Source organism: Anatilimnocola aggregata (assembly GCF_007747655.1).
Lineage (GTDB): Bacteria > Planctomycetota > Planctomycetia > Pirellulales > Pirellulaceae > Anatilimnocola > Anatilimnocola aggregata.
This window is the reverse complement of sequence record NZ_CP036274.1, coordinates 492,790-519,591: the sequence shown is the minus strand read 5'-3', so window position 1 is coordinate 519,591 and position 26,802 is coordinate 492,790. Positions and strand designations below refer to the sequence as shown.

Below are 26,802 nucleotides of genomic sequence, written 5' to 3'. Positions count from 1 at the left end.
CATTGCATGACGGGATTACTCCCATGACTAAGGCTGATCAACCAACAGATCAAGTCGTCTTGATTACGGGAGCGTCCTCAGGAATTGGGCGGGCCACCGCCATTCACTTAGCTACGGCTGGCTACCGGGTATTCGGCACCAGCCGTCACCCCGCTGACGCGCCGCCGGGTATCGAAATGATACAACTCGAGGTTACATGCAACGACTCGGTCGCAGCTTGTTTGGCAGAGGTCTATTCGCAGACAGCAGGCCGCTTGGACGTGCTAGTGAACAACGTCGGCACAGGAATTTTAGCTGCAACTGAAGAGTGCTCGATCGAGCAAGTTCAAAAGCTTTTCGATATCAATTTGTTTGGGGCAATCCGCATGACGAACGCAGTTCTGCCCAGCATGCGCGACCAGCACGGTGGACGAGTCTTGTTCTTGAGTTCTGCTGGAGGTGTCGTTTCGGTTCCCTACGCTGGCTATTACTGCGCAACAAAGCACGCGCTCGAGGCCTACGTGGAGTCACTTCGACTGGAAGTCGAAGAGTTCGGAATCCAAGCGGCGCTGATTGCACCTGGAACGGTGAGTACTGACGCCGGTGATAAGGCGATCAAACCAGATCGTCCGCTTGACGCGTACTCTTCAAAGCGAGCTTCGTCAGCTGAGCAGTTTGTGCAGGCGATTCGCGATGGCATGCCGCCAGAGCACGTCGCTGATGCGATCCTTCATGCGATTCGCGACGAGAGGATAATGCCTCGGTATCCTGTCGGAATGCAGTCCTGGGGAATTTCGCTGATGAAGGCACTTCTGCCACAGCGAATATTGGAGAGTGGAATTCGTCGCACAACAATCAGCTCTCCGTGACAATTGCGTCGGAGTTGCTGCCCTGCTCTCACCAAGTTTCAATTCTGAAGGGGAGCCGTCTGGTGGCATGCCCCTTTCACGGAAATCAGCAGCGGAACACGAGCTGCGCGAAAGCGGCGATCGGGTCTACCGCAAGTGAGTGCTACGGTCGGTTTGGCTGGCATGGATAGCAAGTCCTGTGCCTGTACTCGTAATCCGTCCGCGGTAATTTTCGAAACAGCAGTCGAATGGCGTTGGATCGAAAATTGCACCAACGTGCGAATCTCACTTCACACGCCCGCTCAGGTGCAACCATGCTCGCGATCAAGCTCAATTCCGAATCAATCTGGCAGGCAGCCAAGCGTCCGACGTTCAAGAACGTCACGAAATCCGCCGAGTACGACGCTGTTGTCATCGGTGGTGGAATCACGGGTTTGACTGCCGCTTATCTGTTGAAACGGGCCGGTAAAAAGGTCGCCGTGGTCGAGCGGCACCGCATCGGCTTCGTAGATACAGGGCTCACCACGGCACATCTAACGTATGTCACGGACCTGCGTTTACCTTCGATGGTTAAACGCTTCGGTGAAAAGGCAGCCCAGCTCGTTTGGCAAGCCGGCGCGCATGCGATCGATACGATCGAGGAGACCGCGGCGCACCTTCAAATCGACTGCGATTTTCACCGCTGCGATGGCTACCTGCACGAATCGATTACTGCCAAACAGGATGAAACCCCGTCACTTCGCGAAGATGCCTCTCTCGCCAGCGAACTCGGGTTTGAAGCTGAGTTTGCGGAACATGTGCCCTACTTCAATCGTCCGGGAGTGAAGTTCGCGAACCAAGCAAAGTTTCATCCTCTCAAATACATCGCCGGACTCGCCGCGGCAATCAACGGGCAGGGAAGCCACGTTTTCGAGGAAGCTGAAGTCACGGAGATCCAGAATGACCCGCAGGCAGTGATGGTCGACAAGCATCAGCTGCGGGCCGAGTACATCGTTATCGCCACTCACGTTCCGCTGATGGGCAAAACTGGCATCCTTAATGCCACTCTATTTCAAGCCAAGTTGTTCCCGTATTCTTCCTATGTGATTGGTGCCAAGATCCCGCGTGGCGTAATTCCGGTTGCCTCGTTCTGGGATACCAGCGAACCATATTACTACTTGCGAGTCGAAGCAGGTAAGGCAACGGACTACGCCATTTTCGGTGGCAAAGATCACAAGACGGGACAAGCCGATAGTGAGCAAACGTTCGCGGAACTGCAGAAGGTATTGACTACGATCATTCCCGAAGCCCAGCCCGACCGGCAGTGGTCGGGTCAGGTTATCGAAACGAGTGACGGGCTTCCTTTCATTGGTGAAACGGCCGAACGGCAGTTTGTCGCGACTGGCTTCAGTGGCAATGGAATGACCTTCAGCACCCTCGCCGCCCTGATGGCCCGCGACGCAATGTTGAAGAAAAAGAATTCCTGGCAGGATCTATTCTCGGTGAACCGGCAATCGATTACAGGCCTTTGGGAATCACTGTCTGAGAACATGGACTACCCGTACTACTACGCCAAAGATCGCCTGGTTCCAGCCGAAGGCTCAGGTACGCGTGACGTAAAACGTGGGGAAGGGAAAATCTTGTCGCTGAGCGGCGAACGTGTCGCATGCTCGCGGGATAACGACGGTAAGCTCTGCATGGTGTCAGCCGTTTGCACGCACATGGGTTGTCTCGTGCGTTGGAATAGCGCCGAACTAACTTGGGACTGCCCCTGCCACGGCTCGCGCTTCAAGCCAACCGGCGAAGTGCTGGCGGGGCCGGCCGAGACACCTTTGGAAAAGGTCAAACCCGCCAAGAAGAAGCGGGCAAATGCGGCCCAGTCAGAGCAAACCGCGTCAGAGCAAACCGCCAAACGTAAGCGTGCCTCAAAACCGAAATGATCGAGCTGCAGAATTGACGGTTCAGTGCCAAATCAAGTTGGTCAATCCGGGACCAGTTGGTTGCGCACGCGAATGGAAGTTGCAAGTGAATACATTATCGGCAAAAGCAACTTTTGAACACGTCCGCGTGTTTCGCTGCTCAACCACGCCTCTCCCAGAAGTTCTGGAACTACCGGACCAGGATTTGCTCTCCGGACGTTGTCAACTTTTTTGATTTGCAATCCCCTCGCTCGAGAGCTGTACATGAACCGCTTTTCCATGTCGCTCATCCTGCTTTCGCTAGTCCTCAATTCCTGCACCAAGCTTGCCTACGGCCAAAACCGAGACGCAGGCGCGAAGGCTTCCACCCAACTCCCCGAGCCATTTGCAACCAAGTCGACAATCAAGCATCCGAAGGTCATCGGCTGGCCTAAAGACAAGTCACCAAGCGTGCCGGTAGGCTTCCGGGTCGATGCTTTCACACGTGAGCTGGAAAATCCTCGTTGGATCTATGTGTTACCCAATGGTGATGTTCTGATTGCCCAGTCGCGGACGTTGCCCAAGCCGGCCGACGAGGAAAAAGACGACTCCGAGAAAACTGAAAAGGAGAAGAAACAGGAGGAGGGGGCTAAGCAAGCGAAGACCGTCACCGGATCCTCGCCGAATAAGATTACGCTGCTTCGCGACGCAAACAACGATGGGCAACCTGAGCTGGTGGAGACTTTCCTCAGCGATCTGCGTCAGCCATTCGGTATGGCGCTGGTCGAGGATCAACTGTTCGTCGCAGAAACCGACGCGCTACGTGTCTATCCGTACAAGGAGGGTGACTCGAAGATTACGGCAAAGGGAATGAAGATTCTTGACCTTCCCGCAGGTGGCTACAACAACCATTGGACTCGCAATGTGGTGGCTAATCCGCGCGGCACGAAGCTATATGTCTCTGTCGGCTCGGCCAGCAATGTTGGCGAACATGGCTCAGCTGAAGAAACGCTACGTGCAAATATTCTGGAGGTCGATCTGGATGGGACCAACCTCCGTGTGTTTGCCGCAGGTTTGCGCAATCCTGTTGGCATGAGTTGGGAACCAAAAACAGGAAGTCTATGGACAGCGGTGAACGAACGGGACGAGCTTGGCGATGATTTGGTGCCAGACTACATCACGTCCGTTCGCGAGGGAGCATTCTACGGCTGGCCCTACAGCTATTTCGGTCAGCATGAAGATCCGCGACGTAAAGATGAGCGTCCCGACTTGGTGAAGAAGGCGGTGGTTCCCGATCTCGGCTTAGGTTCCCACACCGCCTCGCTCGGCCTGGCGTTCTATACCGGCAAGACCTTTCCGTCAAAGTATCAGGGTGGCGCTTTCATCGGCCAGCGAGGTTCTTGGAATCGCTCGAAGTTTGTGGGCTATCGAGTGGCGTTCGTTCCATTTGCTGGCGGTAAGCCTGCGGGCCCACCGGAGGACTTTCTGGCCGGCTTCATCGCCAACGATGAAGAGGTATACGGCCGACCCGTTGGTGTGGCCGTAGCCAAGGACGGCTCACTGCTCGTTTGTGATGAGCCTGGCAACGTCGTATGGCGCGTGTCGGCGAAATAGCACCTCGCTCGAAAGTCGAATGATGTCGCGGCGTGCCTTTACTATCGTCGAACTGCTGGTTGTAATCTCCGTGATTGGAGTGCTCATTATGCTTCTGCTGCCTGCCGTTCAGGCCGCTCGCGCGGCGGCGGCAAGGGTGACTTGCAGCAACCACCTCCGGCAAATCGGCATCGCGCTTCACAATCATCACGATGCTCTGGCGCGATTTCCCTCCGGTCGCGGCGCGCCTACACCTCTCGTGTTCTCTCCGCATGCTCATCTGCTTCGCTACGCTGAGCAACAGAGTCTGAGTACCTCACTCGACCTGAATGCTCCTCCCACCACGTTCACGGTTCCTCCGAGTACGCTTTACGATGGCACCCGCAATCAAGTCGCTGCCAACACCATAGTAAAACTCTTTACGTGCCCGTCGGACGTCGCTGTCGGACGAGTTCCAGGGCTCTTGTTCGGGGCCACGAATTACGTCGCGAACGCTGGCAGCGGCCGCGACGGTGGCAATTTGGCTACTGCCGATGGTGTTTTCTTCCTCGGTTCCACCATTGGATTCAGAGACATTACGGACGGTACCTCGCAAACCGTTGCCTTCAGCGAGCGAACGTTAGGCAGTGGCGAAGATATCAGTCAAATGACAATGCCGAACCGGGCGGTGCGGGAAGTCTCCGGATCGGCAACTCCGACTTCATCGGAGTGTGGAGCCAGCAGCAGCGGCACCTGGAATCACGAACGCGGAGCAAAATGGATTCTCGGAAACTACGGCAATACTCTTTACAACCATTTCCAAGCGCCGAACTCCGCCAACTGGGACTGCATGAATGCCACCCAACAAAAAGCTCTGATGACTGCTCGCAGCTACCACCCCGGTGTTGTCGCCGTTCTGTTTTGCGATGGCAGTGTTCGCTATCTCGGCGAAAGCGTTGCACTTTCCACTTGGCGAGCGATCGCCACCCGCGACGAAAGTGAAATCCTAGAAATGCCGTAGTTTTGTCAGCGACGCACGGATGATAGTGCGACTGCAAATCGCCGGAATGACTTCGCCTTGTAAAAGCAATGTAATCCTTCGCAGAAATAGTCTTTCGCTCGATGGAGGGCGCAGCGATTGCTGTGAGTGACTCTGAATCCACCAGATGTGCAATTGAGGCAGAGCCATGAACCAATTGAAAAGCCGAGATGAAGGGTTTAAATCTGTCAATGCACTTTCAAACTGTGCGGCTGCGGTGACCGACAAAATATCGTTACGAGCACGTGTAGTTCTACTGGTGGCTGTGATTGCACCATTCCTTGGCTTAGTTGCGGCTATCGCCTCGCTTTGGGGATGGGGCTTTCGCTGGACAGACTTGATCCTGCTCCTCTCGATGTACATGTTGACCGTGTTAGGAATCACGGTCGGCTTTCACCGCTTGTTTACTCATCGTGCGTTTGAGACGAACCGAGCAGTTCAAGTTACCTTTGCCATTCTGGGGTCGATGGCAGTACAGGGACCACTCTTGCAATGGGTTGCTCTCCATCGTCGCCATCATCAGCACAGCGATGAATCAGAAGACCCGCATTCTCCGCATCACCAAGGCAGCGGCGTATTAGGGATGCTGCGTGGATTATGGCATGCTCACCTTGGCTGGATGTTTCAGCCGAAACCGGCCAACCTTCGCCATTACGTGAAAGACTTGAACCAAATCAAGGTGCTGCGAGCGGTGAGCAGCCTGTTTCCGTTGTGGGTTGCCGTGGGTTTGCTCATCCCAGCCGCGCTTGGTTGGCTACTGGTGGGATCAATTGGCGGTGCCTGGAACGGGTTCATCTGGGGCGGACTCGTGCGAATCCTGTTTGTGCATCACGTTACCTGGAGCATTAACTCTGTTTGCCACATCTGGGGGCAGCAGCCCTATCGAAGCAATGACGAAAGTCGGAACAACGCATTTTTCGGGATCTTCGGACTTGGTGAAGGCTGGCACAATACACATCACGCGTTCCCCACGTCTGCTCGCCATGGCCTTCGCTGGTGGCAGATCGATGTCAGCTATTGGGTAATTCGGCTGCTCGAGGTATTGCACCTTGCCTGGAATGTCAAAGTGCCCTCTAGCGGCACCATATCGCGCAACTCGGCTTAAATTAGCGCGACAATTTTGCAAAAGGCGCATAAGCTGACTTGGTGCTACTTGAGGAGTTGAGGGATACCAATTTGGTATCTGCAAGCTGCGATTGAAAAACTTAACGCTACGCCCGAAGGGTTGTCCGAGGTCGGACGCAGGCAAAAGGCATTTGGCGCATTGCAGCGAACAGCATGAGATTCCATTGGCGGATATTGTCAGCAACTAAGTCGCAGGCCGACTCACGGGATACCTCTTCGAACCCTCCGCCCTATCAGCTACTACAAATCAAGACTACCCAAGACTCGGAACAGACTCATCATGAACACCGCAGCCGTTTTATTCGTCGTCGCCGCCCTCGGCGGCGTCACCATGCTGGCCATGCGACTTCTCGGGCATGGTCGTCCACCCATTTGGTTGGCCATCGGGCACGGAATCGTTGCAATTAGCGGACTCGCGTCGCTTGGCTTTGCCTACTCTCAGGCAACGCTTCCCACTTCAGCGATGTGGGCTCTCGTACTGCTCGCACTAGCCGCTCTGGGCGGTGCGACCCTATTCGGTGGCTTCCATTTGCGCGGCCGGCCGCTGCCGCTGTTCCTGATTGCCGGCCATGGAATACTGGCATTGACGGGAACTGGACTACTCTTAGCCGCCATCTTCAATAGTTAACGGCCAGGGGCGCCTCACCACCGATGAAAGATTAGCTGTTGCACCCTCGGAGCAATGCGACAAGCGCGATCGAAGCAATCACCGATACGATGATTGACCCAAGGCATCCCAGGCGATTCGAATAGAAAGCAAACATAGAACACCTTTCGCAGCGGTAAAGATGTTCTATCTGTGCAATTCTCGAACCGCTGCTTCAGATTTGCGGTTGCAGTAGTAGCTGCAGTTCCAGGGCGTTCCACGTTGCCCAGCCCTCAGCAGTGTTGTCAAAGATACACCAGGTATTACGCCTCGCGACGAGTGCTCCCGATAACGACTGCAAGAAGTCTGCGCTGTATTGCGAATAATAAACTCGGGGACTGCCATGCAACCGGTAGTACGTAACTTCCGCACTCCCCGCAGGGAGTGCGGCACCAGACGTGATCGCTGGATCGGCTGCGACCCTGCCCACATTCGCGGATTGAAATAGCTCCTCTGCTTCGGTGTGAAACCAGCTAGGGTTGCGAGGTTCGCAAGCGACAGAGGCAGGACAGCGTTGCCGCAGATGTCTAAAGAAATGTTCCGCAACCTCGGCGTCGAATCGCAGACTGGGTGGCAGTTGCACGAGCAGACATCCTAGCTTGGGACCGAGGCCAGCGACCGTGGCAAGAAACACGTCCGTGGCGTGCTCCGAGTTCCGCAGGCGAAGCTCGTGTGTGATCTGCTTGGGAACTTTCACGCTAAAGCGAAAGTCGTCTGGCACACTTGCAGCCCAACGGGAATAAGTTTGCGAACGATGCAAGCGATAAAAAGAGCTGTTGATTTCAACGGCGGAGAATTGTGACGCGTACTTTTCGAGATGTGTGCCGGACGACGCGAAGTGACTGGCAAATTGAGCTGGTATGTTCCAGCCGGCAACGCCGATGTGCGGGATGTCAGTCGAAGAGTTTGCCACAGAACTTTGCATCGATACCTACCGCCAGGCAAGTTGCGCTTTCTCGAAACGTTTGGAGTGGGCAACTATTATTCCGCTTTGCATCCGTGTTGCGGCTGATCGTAGCGAGACGATCTCTTCTTGTTGCAGACGAAGTGGCGGTCGAAAACAGTACGCAGTTCGCTCCATTACAGACGCTAGCAACCACATCGTAAGGGGTCACGAAAATCCGAAATTCGGCAAAGTTCATGTGGGTTCGTCGGATGGCCTGGATGTTGCGACTAGGGCGAGCAGAGCAACGGGCTCAATCAACTCACATCTTACTTCTGGAGGTTCAAATGGCTTCGTCAACAGTGACTGGCGCAGTAATCGGCGTTTTTGAAGATCAACGGCAGGCTCAGCAGGCGATCGCTGAATTGCGGCGGGCAGGTTACACCGAAGACCAGATCGGTGTTGTGTCGCAGAATCGTGAGGTCGCGAACACGGATTCCGGCACCAAGATTGGAGAAGGTGCCGCAACAGGGTTGGCCACAGGGGCTGGGATCGGCGCGCTGTGGGGACTGGGTATTTTGTCGAACGTGTTGCCAGGAATCGGCCCAGCGATCTTCGGTGGCACCCTCGGCGTGATCCTGTCGAGCGCCGCGGCGGGCGCAGCAGCGGCCGGGATTGGTGGCGCTCTGGCGGGTCTGGGAATTTCGGATGACGACGCTAAGTACTATGAAGGTGAGTTCAAATCGGGTCGCACGATCGTAACAGTGCATGGCGGTCCGCCCGCAGGTCAAGCTCAAAGCGTCCTGACCCAATACGGCGGCTACGACCGTTCAACCGTCCGGCGGTAGAACGTCACAGAACGTAAATGCTCGGCCGCATCTGTAGCCGCCGAGTCCGTTTAGTGACCTTGGTTCCATCAGCGTGGTCCTTAAGCAGTCAGTGGATGGCCGGCTAACGCAATTGACCACACTTTTTCCGGCTCTATATCTCAGCAAGGAACAGCACCGTGATGCCATTTAGCGTCTTGCGGGTTTGGGGATTAGGCGTTCTCGGCTGGGCGCTGCTCGGCCTGGGCGTTTATTTAGGCTATGAGACCTATCGCGAATTCTCGCGGCCAGTGGCAATTGCTGTTGAGCCCAAGAGTGATCTCGCAATCCAGTCGGAAATAAACCGTGAGGTGCTTAGAGAGCGCCAACCGTTGCCGCAGAATTGGAAGAAGTGGGCATTTCTCGGCGGATGCGCTGTTTGCATTGCGATCTCAGTCGGCGGTTACTTGCCGATCCGCTTTTTCCTGGGTAAGCCGATGTCGAAATCGGCAGCTGAGTTATCGACGGATTCGTCGTTCATGGTTGATCGTCCTGACGGATCACAACTGCACGTCGAGATCTATGGACAAACCAAGGGGCCGACGCTGCTGCTGACCCACGGTTGGTCGCTCGACGGCACAGCCTGGGACTATGTGAAAACCGATCTAGCCAGAAACCACCGGTTAGTCGTGTGGGAACTCGCCGGCATGGGCAGGTCTCGCGGACCAACGAATCATGACTTCAGCCTGGACAAGATGGCGCGAGACCTAGAGGCGGTTCTTCAAGCAACCTGCGCGGGAAGTCCGGTAATACTTGTGGGTCATAGCATTGGTGGCATGGTTTCCCAGACGTTCTGTCGAATCTACGCTAAGCAACTCGGTAGTTGGGTACAGGGAATCGTGCTGTTGCACACCACCTACACCAACCCGTTGCGCACGAACTTGGCCGCCACGTTTACAACTGCGGTGGAGTCGGCGGTAATCGTCCCGCTGAATTACGTGACCATTTATCTCGCGCCAGTCGCTTGGCTGTCGAACTGGCAAAGCTATTTTAACGGCTCGCTCCATGTCTTCACTCGGTTTGCCAGCTTTTCCGGAAAACAGACTCGCGAGCAGGTTGAACATGGTGCCCGACTTGCGGCGGAGGCATGGCCCGCAGCGGTTGCACGGGGCAATCTTGGGATGCTGAAGTTCAATGAGGAAGCGACGTTGCCGCAGGTTGAAATTCCAGTCTTGGTTATCGGTGGCATTCAGGACCGCATGACACTTCATTCGGCCAGCGAACATCTGCAAAACCTGCTTCCCAATGATCGGCCCTTCTCCGTTGACGGCGGGCATCTGGGACACTGGGAACAATCTGCAAGAGTGAGCGAAGCAATCGGAGAGTTTGCGACGCAGTTGTTCACCGCTTCGCCAGCCGTGATTCGGGATTCGCAAGTAGTCGCCGAATAAATCTAACGCAATTCTGCAAGTCGTTCGGCGAAGTAAGGGCTAAGGTCGCTTCTCAAGGGGACACCGGCATGAGCGCTGAAGCGAAATTCCCAGCTGCAAACATGCCTGTGACAGTGCTTGCCTGGCTCGGAACCTTGGCAGCACTTTATTTCGCGCGCGATCTGTTGGTTCCGATCGTGCTTTCGTTGCTGCTTGCACTGCTCCTCATGCCAATTGTGCGAAGGCTTCGAACTTGGCGTGTGCCGGATTCCGTGTCGGCGTTTGTTCTGGTTGCAACGATCGTTGTTTTGTTCGGAATCGGAGTGCTTACTTTAGCCAGTGAAGCTCAACGCTGGGTGGTTGATGCGCCGAAAATACTCAGCCGCGCGAGCCAACTGGTGCCGACGGAGATCGGCCCGTTTAAGCACCTCAAAGCCGCATCCAAGGCCATGCAGGATATGACGCGATCGGATGACGAAGCACCACCACTACAAGTGGAAGTTGCTTCTCACGACACGATGTTTGCGGCGCTCGGCGTAAGTACTCATTTCATCGCGGCGGCGATCATCGTATTTGTTCTCACCTTTTTCTTGCTGGCGTTTCACTCAACATTGCTCAACCAAGCCGTGGAAAGCCGTGATTCCTACAACGACAAGCGGACGATTGTGCAGCTTTTGCGAAATGTGGAAGACGGGGTGTCGCGTTACTTACTTACGATCACCTTAATCAATTGTGGCCTGGGCGTTGTGGCAGGCCTGATGCTATGGATGTTGGAAATTCCAAATCCAGTTCTGTGGGGAGTTATGGTCACCATGTTGAATTACGTGCCGCATGTCGGTGCCTTCTTCTGCATGGGGATCTTGTTTCTGGTTGGCGCTGTCACACATGAATCATTAGCCTATGGATTGACGATTGCTGGCATGTTTGCGGTCCTGACATCACTTGAAAGTTACTTCATCACCCCTTACGTGCTCAGTCGATCGTTACAGTTGTCCCCGTTGGCGATCATCATCGCCATCTTATTCTGGGGCTGGATGTGGGGGATCGCGGGTGGCCTGATGGCCGCTCCCTTGCTCGCAGTCATCAAGCTCACTTGTGATCAGTTTGAATCGCTGCACGGATTGGCAGCCGTTCTTACCGGCGAGACAGAAAAACCTCACGGTCCTCATTACTAAAGAGTGCCGCTAACCGTCCCAGCAAACAGACTTCAAGCTTGCCGAAAGCTTCGTCTCGTTTTGGCCAATCGGGAAAAGACGGTTCCATTCAAAATATACTGTCCACTTTGTGACTTTCACGGAGTGTTTAGGTATGGATAGCGGTCCCGAGCGACATGAGGCCTTCCTGAAACTCTTTACGGCGAGTGACGCGGCGTTGCGCGCCTACGTGCGGGTGCTGGTTCCCACACGCGATGATGCAGCGGAGATCATGCAGGAAATCTCGCTCGTGCTCTGGCGCAAGTTCGACGAGTACCAGGGCCACGAGGACTTTCGGCGGTGGGCGTTCGGAGTTGCACGGTTCCAGGTGTTGGCGTGGCGTCGTGACAAAGCCCGTGATCGACTCGTACTTAGCGAAAGCGCCGTCGAATCGATCGCGCAGCAGATGACGGAAGACGCTGCTCAACTGGAACTGCAACGATCCGCGTTGGAGACGTGCATTGGCAAACTTCAGGAGGAGCAGCGCTCACTGTTGCGGGCCGCCTATGCGCCGGGTGTGAAGCTCGATTGGTTGTCGAAGGAGACGGGAAAGACAGTACAGTCGCTGTATAAGAATCTGCAGCGGATAAGAGCCCGCCTCCTGGATTGCGTGCGGCGCAATGCTGGCGCTGGAGATTTGCGATGACGGAACAGGATAAACTACGCGAGAGCTTTCCGAGGATTGCAGCGGGTGATGCCACGGCCGCGGATATGGAACGTCTCGAGCAGGCGATGGAGCGCGATCCACGGTCGCTGCGCGACTTCATCGAGTACATGAATCTTGATTCGGCACTCGAGGATTGGGCGGCAGGTGCCATTGATGTGAGGCCTTTGGCGATTACATCGGGGTCGAGGCGAATTAGCCGTCGGCTGGCCTTTGCGGCGGTCTTTGCGGCAGCAATGTTGTTGGGATGGGTAATTTCAAGATCATCCAATCCCGGCATAGTCGAAGTCAGTTCTGCATCCGAGCTGGCTAAACCGACGCAGGCCACGCTGGTTGCCGTGGAACAATGTCGCTGGAGCGAACAGAAATACTATGAGGGGCAGAGAGTACCTGCTGGAAGCCTCCGGTTGCTCGCCGGCAACGCGATTATCCGCTTAGACGGCGGTACGCTAATTGTTTTACGTGGCGATTGCGATTTGCAGCTTCGTCGTGACGGTGGAGTCAATTTGCGTCGAGGAGAGATTGGCGTCCGGTCCGCCGACGACGCGACGGGATTTGTGGTTCATACTCCGCGTGCCACAGTGGTCGACCAGGGTACCGAGTTCGCGCTACGTGTCGACGCGCTGGGTGGAACGGAGGTTCATGTCGTTGAGGGCTCCGTACGCCTGGAGCGGGAGGGAGCGACCGAAAAGCGAACTGAGGTAGTTGTCACGCAGCAAGCAGTGCGTATCGATCAGGAATCAGCGCTGGCAAAAGCGATTCCCTACGATGGCGAGCCAGTGGCTGCGTTACTGCAGCGGATTCGACGGCAAAAAACAGAAAAAGCGGTGTTGGTCGACGAGTCCTTTGACTATCCAATCGGCATGCACAAACCAGATCTCCTGAACCGCGGACACGGTTGGCGGGGCCCATGGCAGCTGCCGCTCCAGCAAGATGGTACACCCAGTTACCCAGGGACACAGCGTTTCATGCAGATCACCGGGAATTCTGACGGCAACCGCGTTTGGGAAACTCCCGCGGGTAAAAGCTTTCGTGCTCGGTCCCTCGCTGAGCCGATCAATCTCGCTGCCGACGGAGTTTTGTATATCGGGCTGACAATTCATGCAGAGAAACAAACCGAGGCTGCCGGTCCATTCGATAAACAAGGGCGGTCCGTTCGCCTCTCGTTTCGATCTGATCCGTCCACCATGGACGCCGGGATGATCTCTTTCGGCACGAATAATACAAAACGACCGATCATCGAGACTTCCGCAGGTCGTAGCTTCGTCGGTCGAACCAAAGTGTCGACTGCTACGAGTATGCGACTGATCGGAAAGGTGCTTACGCGCACGCAAGGCGAGGACGAACTCTCTCTGATCTTTTTAGACGAACAGGAGAACTACGAGATCGAACCGCCGATTTGGGACGTAACGACGCGCGGCGTGCAGTTGGCTGCTCGGCTGCAAGTCGTCTTCTTGTCGTCACACGGCCCAGCGGCGCGTGGCCTTGATGATCTTCGCATCGGTACAACCTGGTGGTCGGTTTCGCAGGAGGGTTCCTCGCCGTGAAGTATCGAATCAATCCCAGCCTCGCAGTATTGCTTGCGACATTTTGCTTTGTCTTTGAGGCAGGCTTAAATGAACGCGGTGCTCGCGCTGCGGAGTCGAAAGACTTCCAAGACTTCGAGAAACACATTCGTCCCGTTCTCGTTGAGCAATGCTACGCATGCCATTCTGCAAAAGCTAAGAAGGTAAAGGGAGGCTTGCTACTCGACACACGCGAAGGCATTCGCCGGGGAGGCGATTCCGGCCCGGCGGTGGTGCCTGGCAAGCCGGACGAAAGTCTGTTGCTCGACGCACTGCGTTACGACGGTTTCGAAATGCCACCTAGTAATCGGCTGCCTGAAGACGTGGTGAAACGGTTTGAGGCGTGGATCGCCTCCGGTGCGCCAGACCCTCGCGATGGAATCGCATCAGAAGTAACCCCTACGGTGGACATCGAAGCAGGCCGGAAGTTCTGGTCTTTTCAGCCGCTCCGTGTCGCTGCCGCACCGCGGCCAACACTTGACGCCCGGGCTCGCAATGACATCGACCGTTTTCTTCTCGCAGGTCTCGAAGCGAAAGGTCTGCGACCAGCCGCCGACGCGCTGCCTGCCGATCTACTTCGTCGCGCGACGTTTGACCTGACTGGCTTGCCGCCGACGTCGGACGAAGTCGGAGCATTTGTGCTCGCCGTCGAAAAGCAATCGAAAGAAGGTGAGGCATTTGCAGCGGTCGTCGAAAGGCTGCTTGCTTCGCCGCGGTTTGGCGAACGCTGGGGGCGGCACTGGCTAGACGTGGCACGGTATGCGGAGTCTACCGGCGGCGGACACAACGTACTCTTCCCACTTGCCTATCGCTATCGCGACTGGGTTATAGACTCGCTGAATGCGGACAAGCCGTACGATCGGTTTATTCGTGAGCAGATCGCCGGTGACCTACTTCCTGCTCGGGATGCGGGCCAGCGTAACGAACAACTCGCGGCAACTGGTTTTCTCGTCGTCGGCATGAAAGATCTCCGTGAGAACAACACGCATCGCTTCCGCATGGCTATGGCAGACGAGCAAATCGATGCCGTAGGCCGCGCGTTCCTCGGGCTCACGCTCGCGTGCGCCAAATGTCACGATCACAAGTTCGACCCAATTCCGACCGCCGATTACTACGCATTGGCGGGCATTTTTACCAGCAGCGAGCCGATGTTGGGTGCGCGTCGCAACCGTCAACGAAACGCGTTCGCTGCCGGCCTGCTTACTCAAGCCGATGCGGCGGCGACATTCAGCGACGATGATCTAGCGAAACTTCTCCAGACTCGTGTTGACGCCACATACAAACGATTAGCGATTCGCGATGAACAATGGCGCATTCTCGATGCCAAAGGGTTCAAGAAGGACATCCAAAAGTACTCTTCGCTTCTTGAATCGCAACCGGCAATACAAAAACTACGCGCGGAGTTGAAGCTCCTAGAAGAGCGGCTCGAAGAACTGCGCCGACGTTATACAGCCGCGCTTCCTCACACAATTATGGGGATGCGCGAAAGCACCCCTACCGACTGCGCAATTCACATCCGTGGTGAAGATACCCAACTGGGGCCAGTTGTTCCGCGTGGCTTTCCTCAAGTACTGGTTCGCGGTAAGCAGGCTCAACTACCCGTCGATCAAAGCGGCCGTTTGCAACTTGCTCAGTGGATGGCTGACCCGAACCATCCGCTCACTGCGCGAGTAATGGTGAATCGGACCTGGCAGCAGCTGTTTGGAATTGGCCTCGTGGAAACGCCCGACGATTTCGGCTACACCGGCCAGCCTCCGTCCAACCCCGAACTGCTTGATTATCTGGCCCATCGTTTCATTACGCACGGCTGGAGCCTCAAAACGTTGATTGCCGAAATCATGCAAAGTCGGGCCTATCAGCTTAATACGACATACGACGCCAAGAGCTTCGAGCTCGACCCTAACAATCGACTGTTGTGGCGATCGAATCGCCGTCGGTTGGACTCAGACGCCCTCTTCGATGCCATTCGACAGATCAGCAATGATCTTGTGCTAACACGACCGGAACCCGTGATTCCGCCGATGCCGGATGACGATCGAGTGAAGTCGATGGATCTGAAGGAGTGGTTCCTACCGACGGCGCGTCATCGAACGATTTATCAACCGGTTCTTCGCGATCATATTCCCGAGGACTGGAAACTCTTCGACTTTCCGGATCCAGAACTCGTAACCGGAATTCGCAGCGTCACGACGGTCCCCACGCAATCGCTCCATCTGATGAACAGCCCGTTCATCGCCACTCACGCAAAACAAACGGCCGCAATTGTCATCCAAGAGGGCGGCGACGATGCGGCTATCATTCGCAGCGCGTACTTGAGGATTCTGAATCGCTCGCCTGGCGAAGACGAGATCAAGGATGCGAAGGCTTTCTTAATCGAGTTCCGCGCAGCTGACGCTGATAAGCAGTCAGCGGTGGCGGCGCTTTGCCAATCGCTTTTCGCCTCTGCAGAGTTCGTTTACCTTCACTGAATCTTTAGCAATAAGTGCACGTCACCATGTCTTATAGCGTTCTCAGCCGCCGCGACATGCTCCGTTTGACCCTGGGTGGATTCGGCTACACGGCCCTTGCCGGCTTAACCGCTCAAGCTGCGCCGCGAGTGCCTCATTTTCCGGCCAAGGCCCAGCGTGTCATTCTGCTCTACATGCAAGGGGGCGTGTCGCATGTCGACACGTTCGACTACAAGCCGCAACTGCAAGCCGACCACGGCAAAGCAATGGCGACTGGAAAAGCCGCCAAGCTGTTGGCGAGTCCATGGAAGTTTAAGCAGCACGGCGAGAGCGGTCAGTGGATCAGCGAGTTGTTCCCCAGGCTTGCGCGCTCCGCCGACGATCTGTGCGTTCTAACCGCGATGCACACCGAAGCTCAGGCGCATGAAACGGCCGTGCCGATGTTTCACACAGGCAACGCGCTGCAAGCTCGACCCTCGTTGGGTGCATGGGTGCTCTATGGACTTGGCGCAGAGACCGAGAATCTGCCTGGATTCATTGCCATGAATTCGCTGAATCGCTTTGGAGGGAACAACCAAGGCAGTGCGTTTCTACCCGCATCGTACCAGGCCACCTTTGTTCGGCCCGGAGGGAAAGCGGGAGGCGAGCCGGTCGCCAATTTAAGGCCTGCTCATCTTAACTCCGAGCAACAGCGGCTTCAGCTCGCCTATCTTCAGCGTTTGAACGAGCGCCGATTGCTAAAAGATGAAACGAATCACGATCTCGAAGCCTTTATCGGTAGCTACGAAATGGGATTCAAGATGCAATCCGCAGTGCCGGAACTTATGGATCTGAGTCGCGAAACCGCTGACACGCTGAAGTCGTACGGAATCGGAGCCGGCAACACGGATTCATTCGGTCGCCAATGTCTCTATGCCCGGAAGTTTGCCGAGGCGGGGGTGAGATTCATCGAGATCGGCACTGGCGGCTGGGATCATCACAAGGATTTGAAGGACGAGATGGAGCAAAGTGCAGCCGCAGTCGATGGACCGATCGCTGCACTCCTGGCCGACCTAAAACAGCGGGACATGCTGAAAGATACGCTGATAGTTTTTGCAGGAGAGTTCGGTCGCACGCCCTTCGCACAATTCGACAACGGTCGCGACCACAATAACCGAGCTTTCACGGTTTGGCTCGCCGGTGGCGGCACCAAGCCTGGGCATCGACACGGCGTCAGCGACCATTACGGTGGCGAAGGACTGGAAGGAAGGGTCCACATTCACGATCTTCACGCCACGATCTTGCATCAGCTCGGTCTCGATCATGAAAAGTTGACCTATCGATACAGCGGCCGTGATTTTCGCCTGACTGACGTGCATGGCAATGTCGTGAAAGACATTCTTATTTAACGCGCGTTCGATTGAACGATTTACAACCACGGGGTATTGAATGACTTTTTGCCACGGCTCGGTTGCGGCTACAACGGCTGCCATTCTGCTATCAATCCATGCGACCTGCTTCGCTGAAACGCCGCAGAGCGAGATGGCGTCGCTACCACGGATTCGCGTCCTGAACTCGAAGCTGATCTGGGACGCTGCTCCCCATAATGCGTTCACCGACCTCATTCGTTGGAAGGATCGCTGGTACTGCTCATTCCGTGAAGGAATTGCTCATGCTTCGTACGACGGAAAGGTGCGAATCCTTCGTAGCGAGGACGGCAAGACTTGGGAAAGTCTCGTGCAGTTCACTGAAGAAGGACACGATCTTCGCGATCCGAAGCTCTGCGTACTACCGGATGGCCGATTGCTGGTGGGAATGGGCGACCGCACGCAAGACACTAAAAACCCGCTTAACTGGCGGACGGTCACGCGAGTCTCGGTCACAGCGGACGGCGAACGGTGGGATAAGCGAATCGTGGGTGATCCGCAGGTCTGGATGTGGCGATTCGTGACGCATGGCGATTACGTTTACAGTTTCGGTTATTGCCAACGTCCGAAAGGCTTGGGCGGCGAGACCTTTTTGGTTTTTTATCGCAGCCGTGACGGCCTGGAGTGGGAACGCATCGTGCAGACGGAGGCTGGTGGTGGGTACGTGAACGAAGCGGCATTCGCCTTTCAGCCTGATAGTCGGTGTGTCGTCCTGCTGAGGCGTGAAGGAGGCCAGAATCGTCTGGGACTTTCGCGACCTCCATACAAGGATTGGACCTGGCAGGAGTTGAACGACCGCTTTAACGGCCCGGCGTTGATTCAATTTTCTGATGGGCGGCTTCTGGTCGGGGGGCGCGCGAAGCCAATCGGTGCAGGCTCTGCCAAAACTGCGTTAGCGTGGCTTTCGATCGATCCTCCGAATCTTAGCCCCGCCCTCACGTTGCCATCGCAGCACGAAACCGGTTACCCGGGCCTCCATCTCTTTGGCAAAGAGCTGTGGACGAGCTATTACTCGAGTGAGTCTGGCAAGTGTTCGATTTATATCGCAAGGCTCGACGTGACCTACAACGCAAAATAACACGCGTTTTGAGCATCGTTACCTCCAGGGTCGGTATCGCCCGCGTCTACGACATTTTTACGTGCTTTCCGTCGGCGACTTCGCGGCGGGAGTTCCTGCGAGCGGGACAGACCCCTCTCGGCACCCTGTTGCCCCTGTCACTCCAAATGCGAATCCAAGAAAGAACGCTCGCAACATCACCAAAGCGAATGATGGGAAACATTCTATTTTGGACACCGCAGGCTCTCTGAAACTTACGTCAATTTGATCAATGGACGGATTTCGTACGGTCGACCCACAACTCGTGTGAGATTTGCAGTAAAAACACTTCAGTCAAACTAAAGGCTGGTTTAGTTAACAGCGAGCGAGAACAGAGAACTAGTTCGAAGAGGGTTGTGCATGGGGTGCTAGTCCTTCGCGATGACGAGGGGCCTGAGTTAAATGACCAATCCGTATGAGTCACCGGTGTCCGCTAGCGAAGCACCAGCGGAATCGCCCATCACAGACGCCTTGATCGTGCGCATGATTGCCGGTGAGGAGACGCGGGAAGTGCTGATTGAGGATGTGTCGGATGTACTGCTGTACGGCCGTAAGCATTCTTGCAAGCTAACCGGCAGCGTGGCTCAGACTGCGATGGAGGCGGGCTTCGAACCGGTCGCTTACCAGTCGGTGCTGTGGTGGTGCGTGATCTCCTGCCCGCTGATTCCGCTATCGACCTGCATCGTTTTGACGCGAACCGATGTCGGTGACGTGGGAGGCGAGGCGTATCGAGTTCTGCCCATCGCGCGCGACTCCAGCCAGATTGCCACGCACTTCGCCTTTACTCTGGGCTTCTTGCTCGGGGCGATGATTTTGTTGCCCGCGTTGATCTGGCTTGGTTGGAGATTAATGGAACATCGCTAACAAGCAACCTAGCGACCTAACCATTATCTCTCATCGGTCGACGGTGGCTCGTCGACCGGCGCGTCAGCAGGAACTGCTTCGACAGGTCCGGGCTGCGCGGGTTGTGGTTGGCTGCAGCCAGTCAATGTGGCGGCAAAGGTGAGCAGGAGGAGGGAGATAACGGGGAGTCGGAGATGGGCGAGCATGGTCGGCGATATTCCAGGGTTCAAGAGCAACAGAGCGTTATGACAGGGAAGAGGCCTGTCTCAGGAATGACGCAAACAGCAGTTGGCAGCAGACTAAGGGACTTGCAGCGTTTCGCCCCCGTTACGCGAGCCGGCAGCTTGCCAGGTGGGCAGGTCGATGTTCTCTGCCACAAACCGAATGGAGCCGTCCCCCATTTGCATCACACAGCCGCCCGGATGGTAACTGCCGAACGACAGCTCTCGTTCGTCGCCACTTATCGATCCACGCTTCATCGACTGGTTCATGCGATAGTAGGTCGAGCAGACGACTTCCGAAAAATCGTTGTTACCAGACGCGGCGTTGGCGGCGTCCCCGTCATAGCTGTAGCCATACATGCGATCGCAGATGGTACAGACTCCCGTCACCGAGAAAGGAGACTCACCGCCCATGAAAGTGTTGGACAAGCCATCGCTAATTTCGGCAAAGCGGAAGGGGCCATTCTTGTTGACGTCCGAAGCCATGTGGTAAACCAGCAACATGCCATTGCCACTACGAACGTCGATTGTTCCTTGAGCCTGAGTCACATCTTTGGTGACGTCCGAACCCACGCAGCCGACATAGCTGCCGACTGCGCGATTCGACAGGCCATTGATGGGCGGGGCCCAAGTGTAGCCAATCTTTTCGGAGGGGCACTTCAGCGTTTTGACGACGGTTTTTGCAAGCACTGAGAAGGAACTGTTGGGCGTGTTGTCGTGCCCCGATCCCGACTCTTGAAACTGGATGATGTTGTAAAGTGGCGTCTGCTCCATAAATGGATAGACGTGAGCGTGATAGGTGAACCCGAATCCCTGAGACATGGCCCACGGCAGCTTGCCGTAGGTGTCGTGATAGTTGTGCATGGCCAGCGCGAGTTGCTTTTGATTGTTGCTGCACTGCATTCGGCGGGCAGCCTCGCGGGCGGCTTGCACGGCTGGCAAAAGAAGGGCGACCAGCACGCCGATGATTGCAATCACCACCAGCAATTCGACGAGCGTGAAACCTCGCCGGTATTGATTCATGTCTCGCAACTTCATTTCAAATTCTCTAAGTGAAATGTTAGTAACCTCGCATCACTGCGTCAGCTTAGAAACAGAATATGAAACAGCCTGTCGCGGTCGGTTAAGTTCGTATGAGGACTGGCGATAGCTGCCCGATTTGCGGCTGTCCGTAGCTCAGAACAGGACAACAAGTCGCAGCGCACCTTTTGTCCACCCCGTTGTTAATAACTTTGCCCCCTAAGCGAACCACCTGTATTAGCTGACGGTTTGAATTTTTTGGAAACGGCTAAATCAATGAGTCACTTCAACCAAGATGAGCCTTCGATCGATTGGCCAGCACTGGCCCGTGAAGTGGGTGCACTCACCGAGAAGGGTGAGAGTGGCGGTTCGGATCTCGCACGCAGGGCGATCGTGCAACTCTTGGGCGAAGAAGCGTTGCGGGCCGCGGTTGATCATTACGTGGCGGGCAAACCGGGGAGTGAACTGGCCCGCTCGGTGCTGTGGCAGTTGCAGCCTGCAGTCGCCATGGAGCGCTGCGTGGAACTAGCGCGCAGCCAAGGCGATAGCGATACGCGCAGCATTGCCGTCGAACTCCTCCGCGTGGTGGCCGATGCCCGAGGTCTCGCCTGGGCAGCCGAATTCATGCAAGATGCCGACCTGGGTGTGCAAGTTTGGGCGGCTGGCATCGTCGATCAATTGCTCTGGTCCAGGCAGGCCGAGCCCGCCGCCTGTGCCGAACTGTTGTCGACGATGGAAGCGCATTCGAATCCTGAAGTGCGCCACCGTGCTGAGTTCATTCGCACTTATCTCGCGGAGCGGGCAGCAGCAGAGTAGGTTGAGCGCGGCCTTCCTCACCCTTAGCACCCGAACTCAATTCTTCCTGTACAATGCAGGGCCCGGAAGTTTGTCTGGCTTTGTAGCAGGAACGAGTTCATGCAACGTCTCCAATTCTTCGCAGCGCGGATCGTTTGTTTTGCCGCCAGTGGTGCCGCTTTGTTGTGGTCAGTGGCCAGTGCTGCGGACCCCGCGCACGATCTGTCTCCCGAGTTAGCCAAAATTCGCGCGGTCCAGGCCAAGGGGGAAGGGAATCGCGATGCTTCGCTGGCGATGAAGAAGGTCTCGCAGGCCGATGCCGCCGCGCTACCAATCATCATTGCCGCCATGGACGGTGCTGAGCCACTCGTGGAGAACTGGATTCGCGCCGCCGCCGAAGCTGTCGCGCAAAAGCAAGTCGATGCGGGCAAGCCGCTTCCGGTTGCTCAGTTGGAACTGTTTCTCAAAGATACGCGGCATTCACCGCGCGGCCGGCGGTTGGCTTTTGAACTGATCGCCCAGCAAGATAAGACAGCTCCTGAGCGGCTGATTCCCACGCTGCTCAACGATCCGAGCTTGGAGCTTCGCCGCGAAGCTGTGGCCAAAGCCCTGGACGATGCGGCCAAAATTTCCGCCCAGCCCACGGCCGTGAAGATGTATCAGAACGCGCTGACCGCGGCCCGCGATCTCGATCAGATCAAGGCCGCCAGCGCCAAGTTGAAGGATCTTGGCGAGAAGGCCAATGTGCCGACACACATGGGTTTCATCACCACCTGGCACATTGTCGGCCCATTCGACAACGTTGACGACGCCGGTTGGGACGTGGCCTATCCACCCGAGAAGGGGGTCGATCTGACGGCGAAATATGCCGGGCAGAAAGAGGAGATCGGTTGGATCTCGCATACTTCGACCGACGAATTCGGCATTGTCGACCTGACGAAGGCTCTCGACAAACATAAGGGTGCCGTGGCTTATGCGTACACCGAGTTTCTAAGTGACAAAGATCAGCCCGCTGACTTTCGCTTGGGGAGCATTAACGCGAACAAGCTCTGGGTGAATGGCAAAGAACTGACCGCGAACCACGTTTATCACGCAGGGATTCAGGTCGATCAGTACAACTCCAAAGGTGAACTGAAGGCCGGCAAGAACACGATTCTGATCAAGGTCTGCCAGAACGAGCAGAAAGAAATGTGGGCCCAGGACTGGAAGTTTCAACTGCGGGTTTGCGATGCCATCGGCACCGCGATTCTTTCGACCGATCGACCTACCGTACGCACCTCGGCCTTGCCGGGATCGACGTTGCTCAAATAGCTACCTGCTGTGCCTGCCGGCCACTAAATTCCGCACATTCATTTCGAGAAACCAATATGCCAACGAAACAAGTGTTCCTGCTCGGCTGTGTACTGAGTCTATTTGCCACGACCACCTTCGCTGCCGACTGGTTGCAGTTTCGCGGCAGCGATAACAGCAGCGTAGCTGCGTCGGCCAAAGTGCCGGTCGATTTCACTGCCGAAAAGAACGTCGCCTGGAAGTCGCCGCTGGTTGGCAAGGGAGTTTCCGGGCCGATCGTCGTGGGGAAGAAGGTTTTCGTTACTGCCAGCTCGGGTCCCGTCGTGCAAGATCGGCTGCACGTGCTGTGCTTCGATACCGACAGCGGCAAGCAATTGTGGCACCGTCAATTCTGGGCCACCGGTCGCTGCTTTCATCATCCCACGAGTGCTAATGCCGCGCCGACACCAGCCAGCGATGGCGAGCGGGTCTTCGCGTTCTTCTCTTCGAACGATTTGATCTGCCTCGATCTCGATGGCAACTTGCAGTGGTATCGCGGTCTCGGTTACGACTTTCCCAAAGCGGGCAACGATGTGGGGATGTCGAGCTCGCCCGTCGTCGCTGGCGGAGCAGTCGTTGTACAAATTGAAAATCAAGGCGATTCGTTCGCTGCAGGGCTAGATACGTTGACCGGTGAAACGCTCTGGCGAGAAACTCGCAAGGCATCTGCCAACTGGGCTTCGCCCGCATTGCTGCGCGATGCTACCGGCAAGGAAGTGGTTCTGCTGCAATCACCAGGAGTCCTTACCGCGCATGAGCCACGCTCGGGCAAGCAGGTGTGGAAATACGATGCGCAGTGCTCGATCATTCCTTCCGCCACCGCTGCGCAGGATCGCGTTTTTCTGCCGGCCAAAGGACTGACTCTGCTCGAAGCGACAGCCACGACGACCAGCCCGACGGTCGCCTGGGAATCGAATCGCCTCGCCCCGGGTAATTCGAGCCCGGTGATTGTGGGCGACCACGTTTACATCTTGTCGAAGGCCGGCGTGCTCGCCTGCGGCGATTGCAAGACGGGTGAAATCCTGTGGCAACAGCGATTGGCCGGTACGTTCTGGGCAACCCCCGTAGTGGCTGGCGAGCACTTGTACTGTATCAATCAAGATGGCAAATGTTTTGCCGTGAAGCTGGGTGCGGAGAAGCCCGAGGACCCGCCGACCAGCGAACTGGGCGAGCAAGTGCTGGGTTCTCCAGCCGTCAGCAGTGATGGCTTGTTTATTCGGACTGGTCAGAACTTGTGGAAAATCGCTGCTAAATAGTTTCCTCCTCTCAAGACGCTGTTGCTAATGTCTTCGCCCGATTCGATCGCCATTCAGACTTGCGGACCTATTCACGGCAGCATTCGTCCGCCGGGTAGCAAGAGCATCACTAACCGCGCGCTGATCATCGCAGCGCTGGCTGCGGGAAAGTCAACTCTTACCGGCGCGCTGGCCAGCGAAGACACGCAGGTGATGATCGAAAGCCTGGCGCGCCTGGGTATCGGCGTTGAGGAATCGCAAGCTGGCACGACACTCGTGATTCATGGCAGTGGCGGCAACATTCCGCAACGGCAAGCCGACTTGTTCGTGGGTAACAGTGGCACGACGGTCCGCTTTCTCACGGCAATGCTGGCAGCCTGCCAAGGGACGTTTCGGCTCGACGGTATCGCGCGGATGCGCGAGCGGCCGATTGCCGATTTGCTCAACACGCTCAATGCCCTCGGCAGTGACGCCACCAGCGAACAGAAGACCGGTTGTCCCCCGGTGTTGATTCGAGCCCGAGGCTTGACCGGCGGCCGGGCCAACATTCGGGGCGACGTTTCGAGTCAATTCCTCAGCGCGCTTCTCATGGCTGCTCCCTACGCGCGCGAAGCCGTGCGGGTGCATGTCGACGGCGTGCTCGTTTCGCAGCCTTATGTACACATGACCCTGGGGTTGATGCGCGCGTTCGGTGTGAACGTTGATCCGGGCGATTTGTCGCAGTTCACCATTCCCGGCGCTCAGCAGTATCAACCGCGCGAGTACGCTATCGAGCCTGATGCTTCGGCCGCCAGCTATTTTTGGGGCGCGGCAGCAGTGACGGGGGGCGAAGTCACCGTTCGCGGACTCGGCCGCGCTGCTTTGCAGGGAGATGTCGACTTCGTCGATTGCCTTGAAAAAATGGGCTGCGAAGTGTGCGCGCAGGAAGATTCGATCACCGTCGTCGGCAAACCGCTGCGGGGGATTGAGGTCGACATGAACGCCATCAGCGATACCGCGCAAACGCTGGGTGTCGTAGCGCTGTTTGCGAAAGGAGCAACCACCATTCGCGGCATCGCCCACGTGCGGCATAAGGAAACCGATCGCATCGGCGACCTGGCCCGCGAGCTGCGTAAGTTTGGCGCGCAAGTCGATGAATTCGACGATGGAATGCGGATCACTCCGCCAACTTCGTACGCCAATTTTCACGGTGCTGCGATTGCCACTTACAACGACCATCGCATGGCCATGAGTCTGGCGCTGACCGGTTTGAATCTGCCTGGGGTTGTCATTCACGATCCCGGTTGCACGGCCAAGACCTATCCGCATTTCTTCAGCGATCTGACAAAACTGATTGCCGGCGGCGATGTCGGCAGCTGATTCGGTGCCGACAGCACTGGGGCGCTATCGAAGTAAGATGGGGCGATGCACGATCCGCTGAATTGGCTTGACGACGAACTAGCGCGACTCGCTGCGGGTGGACTGCTGCGCAAACTGGCAGTTCGGTCGGGACCGCAGAGTGGCCTGCAGGTGATATTGAACGGGGAGTCGCTAGCCAATTTTGGTTCGAACGATTACTTGGGAATTGCCGCGTCGCTGTCGCAAGGAAATATTGACGACGCCGTTCGCCAGGCAGGTTGGGGCGCGGGAGCGAGTCCGCTGATTATCGGCCGCGGCGAGTTTCATGCGCGGCTTGAAGCAGCACTCGCGAAATTTGAGGGTACCGCAGCGGCGCTCCTCTTTCCCACTGGTTTTGCAGCGAATGCCGGGACCATCGCGGCCCTGGTTGGTCCGGGCGATGTGGTCTTTAGTGACGCGCTGAACCATGCGAGCCTCATCGATGGCTGTCGCCTGTCTGGCGCTCAGGTGGTCGTTTATCGGCACTGCGATGTAGCCCATCTGCGCGAACTGCTCGCTGCGGCACCCGCTGCGAAGAAGAAACTAATCGTCACCGATAGCCTGTTCAGTATGGATGGCGATCTTGCGCCACTTGTTTACCTGACAGAACTAGCCGAGCAACATCGCGCCATGCTCATGGTCGACGAAGCGCATGCGACCGGCGTCTTTGGTGCTAATGGACGCGGTGTGAGTGAACACCTGGGTGTGGAAGACGCCGTGCATATTCGCGTTGGCACGCTCAGCAAAGCGCTGGGGTCGATGGGTGGCTTTGTGGCTGGCCAGCAGCGGCTCATTGATTGGCTCACCAATCGCGCGCGGACTTACTTCTTTTCGACGGCATGTCCTGAAGCGGTTGCGGCAGCGGGTCTTGCCGCCCTGAGCATTGTGCAGGAACAGCCGCAGCGGCGAATCGAGTTACTCGCGCGTGCCAGCCAACTGCGCGAGCAGCTTCGCGCGCAAGGCTGGCCGCTACCGGATGTTGGCAGCCAGATTATTCCGCTGCGCATCGGCGATGCTGAACCAACGATGCGATTTGCTGCCTGGCTCCGCGACCAGGGCTTCTTCGTGCCGGGTATTCGCCCGCCCAGTGTGCCAGCGGGGCAATCGCTCTTGCGGCTCAGCTTGACCTGGCAGCACGATGTTGGGACTCTCTCGCGGTTACTTAGCGCGGTGGGGGAAGGACGAAAGCGGTTTGTTAAGTCCGACTATTTGCGAGGGGAAGTGGGTTTGCGGATCAGCCCCTCTCCCCGGCCGTATTTTCAAAAACGGGGCGAGGAGAGGGAGTAAGAAAACGGCCCAGCTGACGACGCCGCCAACCTGTCGCGAACAGAAAATTCTCGACAAACGTCTCTTGACGCCAACTGCCGCTGGCGAGTAATTACCCGCCTCTCGTCTACCCAGGTAAG

General features: G+C 56.5%; 23 protein-coding genes. 20 read left to right on the top strand and 3 right to left on the bottom strand.

Going from position 1 to position 26,802, the window contains the following annotated elements; all coding sequences use genetic code 11:
- Positions 1–23: 23 nt before the first annotated feature.
- The 6 genes from ETAA8_RS01850 to ETAA8_RS01825 all read left to right on the top strand — a co-directional run bounded on the left by ETAA8_RS01850 (position 24) and on the right by ETAA8_RS01825 (position 7,068).
- The gene (locus ETAA8_RS01850) at positions 24–848 is read left to right on the top strand and encodes an SDR family NAD(P)-dependent oxidoreductase (RefSeq protein ID WP_202921502.1); all 825 of its coding nucleotides are present in this window, start codon (positions 24–26) and stop codon (positions 846–848) included.
- A gap of 293 nt (positions 849–1,141) precedes the next feature.
- Positions 1,142–2,746, top strand: a complete 1,605-nt coding sequence (locus ETAA8_RS01845; RefSeq protein WP_202921501.1) for an FAD-dependent oxidoreductase — start codon at positions 1,142–1,144, stop codon at positions 2,744–2,746.
- A 243-nt stretch (positions 2,747–2,989) separates the two neighbouring features.
- On the top strand, positions 2,990–4,318 hold the full coding sequence (locus tag ETAA8_RS01840; RefSeq protein WP_145084058.1) for a PQQ-dependent sugar dehydrogenase: 1,329 nt from the start codon (positions 2,990–2,992) through the stop codon (positions 4,316–4,318).
- Between the two features lie 19 nt (positions 4,319–4,337).
- On the top strand, positions 4,338–5,297 hold the full coding sequence (locus ETAA8_RS01835) for a DUF1559 domain-containing protein (protein ID WP_145084055.1): 960 nt from the start codon (positions 4,338–4,340) through the stop codon (positions 5,295–5,297).
- Positions 5,298–5,463: 166 nt separating this feature from the next.
- Positions 5,464–6,420 (top strand): acyl-CoA desaturase, encoded by a 957-nt coding sequence (locus ETAA8_RS01830; protein ID WP_145084052.1) that lies wholly within the window; start codon positions 5,464–5,466, stop codon positions 6,418–6,420.
- Between the two features lie 300 nt (positions 6,421–6,720).
- A complete protein-coding gene (locus ETAA8_RS01825; RefSeq protein WP_145084050.1) occupies positions 6,721–7,068 on the top strand; it encodes a hypothetical protein in 348 nt (115 codons plus the stop codon).
- A 193-nt stretch (positions 7,069–7,261) separates the two neighbouring features.
- Here the strand turns inward: ETAA8_RS01825 and ETAA8_RS01820 are convergent, their stop codons facing one another.
- On the bottom strand, positions 7,262–8,011 hold the full coding sequence (locus ETAA8_RS01820; protein ID WP_145084047.1) for a DUF72 domain-containing protein: 750 nt from the start codon (positions 8,009–8,011) through the stop codon (positions 7,262–7,264).
- A gap of 305 nt (positions 8,012–8,316) precedes the next feature.
- On the opposite strand from ETAA8_RS01820, the gene ETAA8_RS01815 reads away from it, so the two are divergent.
- From ETAA8_RS01815 to ETAA8_RS01775, 9 genes are all read left to right on the top strand, one after another.
- On the top strand, positions 8,317–8,817 hold the full coding sequence (locus ETAA8_RS01815) for a general stress protein (protein WP_145084044.1): 501 nt from the start codon (positions 8,317–8,319) through the stop codon (positions 8,815–8,817).
- Positions 8,818–8,978: 161 nt separating this feature from the next.
- Positions 8,979–10,226: an alpha/beta fold hydrolase gene (locus tag ETAA8_RS01810; RefSeq protein ID WP_238397850.1), complete on the top strand. Its 1,248-nt coding sequence runs from the start codon at positions 8,979–8,981 to the stop codon at positions 10,224–10,226.
- 68 nt (positions 10,227–10,294) lie between these two features.
- Positions 10,295–11,380, top strand: coding sequence for an AI-2E family transporter (locus ETAA8_RS01805; RefSeq protein ID WP_145084038.1), 1,086 nt, complete (start codon positions 10,295–10,297; stop codon positions 11,378–11,380).
- 133 nt (positions 11,381–11,513) lie between these two features.
- On the top strand, positions 11,514–12,044 hold the full coding sequence (locus ETAA8_RS01800) for a sigma-70 family RNA polymerase sigma factor (RefSeq protein ID WP_145084034.1): 531 nt from the start codon (positions 11,514–11,516) through the stop codon (positions 12,042–12,044).
- Complete coding sequence (locus ETAA8_RS01795; RefSeq protein WP_145084031.1) at positions 12,041–13,609, top strand: FecR family protein; 1,569 nt, start codon at positions 12,041–12,043, stop codon at positions 13,607–13,609. Before ETAA8_RS01800 ends, ETAA8_RS01795 begins: the two co-directional genes overlap by 4 nt.
- The gene (locus ETAA8_RS01790) at positions 13,606–16,095 is read left to right on the top strand and encodes a PSD1 and planctomycete cytochrome C domain-containing protein (protein WP_145084028.1); all 2,490 of its coding nucleotides are present in this window, start codon (positions 13,606–13,608) and stop codon (positions 16,093–16,095) included. Before ETAA8_RS01795 ends, ETAA8_RS01790 begins: the two co-directional genes overlap by 4 nt.
- Positions 16,096–16,121: 26 nt before the next feature.
- Positions 16,122–17,462: a DUF1501 domain-containing protein gene (locus ETAA8_RS01785; RefSeq protein ID WP_145084025.1), complete on the top strand. Its 1,341-nt coding sequence runs from the start codon at positions 16,122–16,124 to the stop codon at positions 17,460–17,462.
- A 133-nt stretch (positions 17,463–17,595) separates the two neighbouring features.
- A complete protein-coding gene (locus tag ETAA8_RS01780) occupies positions 17,596–18,558 on the top strand; it encodes an exo-alpha-sialidase (protein ID WP_145084022.1) in 963 nt (320 codons plus the stop codon).
- A 420-nt stretch (positions 18,559–18,978) separates the two neighbouring features.
- Complete coding sequence (locus tag ETAA8_RS01775; protein ID WP_145084019.1) at positions 18,979–19,440, top strand: hypothetical protein; 462 nt, start codon at positions 18,979–18,981, stop codon at positions 19,438–19,440.
- Between the two features lie 23 nt (positions 19,441–19,463).
- Here ETAA8_RS01775 and ETAA8_RS34290 read toward each other — a convergent pair whose 3' ends face one another.
- Entirely contained in the window at positions 19,464–19,625 is a 162-nt protein-coding gene (locus ETAA8_RS34290) for a hypothetical protein (RefSeq protein ID WP_202921500.1), read from the bottom strand.
- Between the two features lie 93 nt (positions 19,626–19,718).
- Complete coding sequence (locus ETAA8_RS01770; RefSeq protein WP_145100065.1) at positions 19,719–20,678, bottom strand: DUF1559 domain-containing protein; 960 nt, start codon at positions 20,676–20,678, stop codon at positions 19,719–19,721.
- 258 nt (positions 20,679–20,936) lie between these two features.
- Between ETAA8_RS01770 and ETAA8_RS01765 the strand changes: the two genes are divergently transcribed.
- The 5 genes from ETAA8_RS01765 to ETAA8_RS01745 all read left to right on the top strand — a co-directional run bounded on the left by ETAA8_RS01765 (position 20,937) and on the right by ETAA8_RS01745 (position 26,683).
- Entirely contained in the window at positions 20,937–21,476 is a 540-nt protein-coding gene (locus ETAA8_RS01765; protein WP_145084016.1) for a hypothetical protein, read from the top strand.
- 99 nt (positions 21,477–21,575) lie between these two features.
- Positions 21,576–22,766: a hypothetical protein gene (locus tag ETAA8_RS01760; protein ID WP_145084013.1), complete on the top strand. Its 1,191-nt coding sequence runs from the start codon at positions 21,576–21,578 to the stop codon at positions 22,764–22,766.
- A gap of 56 nt (positions 22,767–22,822) precedes the next feature.
- Positions 22,823–24,040, top strand: a complete 1,218-nt coding sequence (locus tag ETAA8_RS01755) for an outer membrane protein assembly factor BamB family protein (protein WP_145084010.1) — start codon at positions 22,823–22,825, stop codon at positions 24,038–24,040.
- Positions 24,041–24,067: 27 nt separating this feature from the next.
- Entirely contained in the window at positions 24,068–25,378 is a 1,311-nt protein-coding gene (gene aroA, locus ETAA8_RS01750) for a 3-phosphoshikimate 1-carboxyvinyltransferase (RefSeq protein WP_145084007.1), read from the top strand.
- A gap of 45 nt (positions 25,379–25,423) precedes the next feature.
- Positions 25,424–26,683: an aminotransferase class I/II-fold pyridoxal phosphate-dependent enzyme gene (locus tag ETAA8_RS01745; RefSeq protein WP_145084004.1), complete on the top strand. Its 1,260-nt coding sequence runs from the start codon at positions 25,424–25,426 to the stop codon at positions 26,681–26,683.
- Positions 26,684–26,802: the final 119 nt, after the last annotated feature.

What these genes read in the sequence shown, in the direction of transcription:
- ETAA8_RS01795 (WP_145084031.1), top strand. Translation starts at nt 12,041, where the DNA reads ATGACGGAACAGGATAAACTACGCGAGAGCTTTCCGAGGATTGCAGCG.
- ETAA8_RS01825 (WP_145084050.1), top strand. Translation starts at nt 6,721, where the DNA reads ATGAACACCGCAGCCGTTTTATTCGTCGTCGCCGCCCTCGGCGGCGTC.
- aroA (WP_145084007.1), top strand. Translation starts at nt 24,068, where the DNA reads ATGTCTTCGCCCGATTCGATCGCCATTCAGACTTGCGGACCTATTCAC.
- ETAA8_RS01845 (WP_202921501.1), top strand. Translation starts at nt 1,142, where the DNA reads ATGCTCGCGATCAAGCTCAATTCCGAATCAATCTGGCAGGCAGCCAAG.
- ETAA8_RS01780 (WP_145084022.1), top strand. Translation starts at nt 17,596, where the DNA reads ATGGCGTCGCTACCACGGATTCGCGTCCTGAACTCGAAGCTGATCTGG.
- ETAA8_RS01810 (WP_238397850.1), top strand. Translation starts at nt 8,979, where the DNA reads ATGCCATTTAGCGTCTTGCGGGTTTGGGGATTAGGCGTTCTCGGCTGG.
- ETAA8_RS01755 (WP_145084010.1), top strand. Translation starts at nt 22,823, where the DNA reads ATGCCAACGAAACAAGTGTTCCTGCTCGGCTGTGTACTGAGTCTATTT.
- ETAA8_RS01770 (WP_145100065.1), bottom strand. Translation starts at nt 20,678, where the DNA reads ATGAAGTTGCGAGACATGAATCAATACCGGCGAGGTTTCACGCTCGTC.
- ETAA8_RS01850 (WP_202921502.1), top strand. Translation starts at nt 24, where the DNA reads ATGACTAAGGCTGATCAACCAACAGATCAAGTCGTCTTGATTACGGGA.
- ETAA8_RS01765 (WP_145084016.1), top strand. Translation starts at nt 20,937, where the DNA reads ATGAGTCACTTCAACCAAGATGAGCCTTCGATCGATTGGCCAGCACTG.
- ETAA8_RS01745 (WP_145084004.1), top strand. Translation starts at nt 25,424, where the DNA reads ATGCACGATCCGCTGAATTGGCTTGACGACGAACTAGCGCGACTCGCT.
- ETAA8_RS01835 (WP_145084055.1), top strand. Translation starts at nt 4,338, where the DNA reads ATGATGTCGCGGCGTGCCTTTACTATCGTCGAACTGCTGGTTGTAATC.
- ETAA8_RS01800 (WP_145084034.1), top strand. Translation starts at nt 11,514, where the DNA reads ATGGATAGCGGTCCCGAGCGACATGAGGCCTTCCTGAAACTCTTTACG.
- ETAA8_RS01760 (WP_145084013.1), top strand. Translation starts at nt 21,576, where the DNA reads ATGCAACGTCTCCAATTCTTCGCAGCGCGGATCGTTTGTTTTGCCGCC.
- ETAA8_RS01840 (WP_145084058.1), top strand. Translation starts at nt 2,990, where the DNA reads ATGAACCGCTTTTCCATGTCGCTCATCCTGCTTTCGCTAGTCCTCAAT.
- ETAA8_RS01820 (WP_145084047.1), bottom strand. Translation starts at nt 8,011, where the DNA reads ATGCAAAGTTCTGTGGCAAACTCTTCGACTGACATCCCGCACATCGGC.
- ETAA8_RS01830 (WP_145084052.1), top strand. Translation starts at nt 5,464, where the DNA reads ATGAACCAATTGAAAAGCCGAGATGAAGGGTTTAAATCTGTCAATGCA.
- ETAA8_RS01785 (WP_145084025.1), top strand. Translation starts at nt 16,122, where the DNA reads ATGTCTTATAGCGTTCTCAGCCGCCGCGACATGCTCCGTTTGACCCTG.
- ETAA8_RS01805 (WP_145084038.1), top strand. Translation starts at nt 10,295, where the DNA reads ATGAGCGCTGAAGCGAAATTCCCAGCTGCAAACATGCCTGTGACAGTG.
- ETAA8_RS34290 (WP_202921500.1), bottom strand. Translation starts at nt 19,625, where the DNA reads ATGCTCGCCCATCTCCGACTCCCCGTTATCTCCCTCCTCCTGCTCACC.
- ETAA8_RS01815 (WP_145084044.1), top strand. Translation starts at nt 8,317, where the DNA reads ATGGCTTCGTCAACAGTGACTGGCGCAGTAATCGGCGTTTTTGAAGAT.
- ETAA8_RS01775 (WP_145084019.1), top strand. Translation starts at nt 18,979, where the DNA reads ATGACCAATCCGTATGAGTCACCGGTGTCCGCTAGCGAAGCACCAGCG.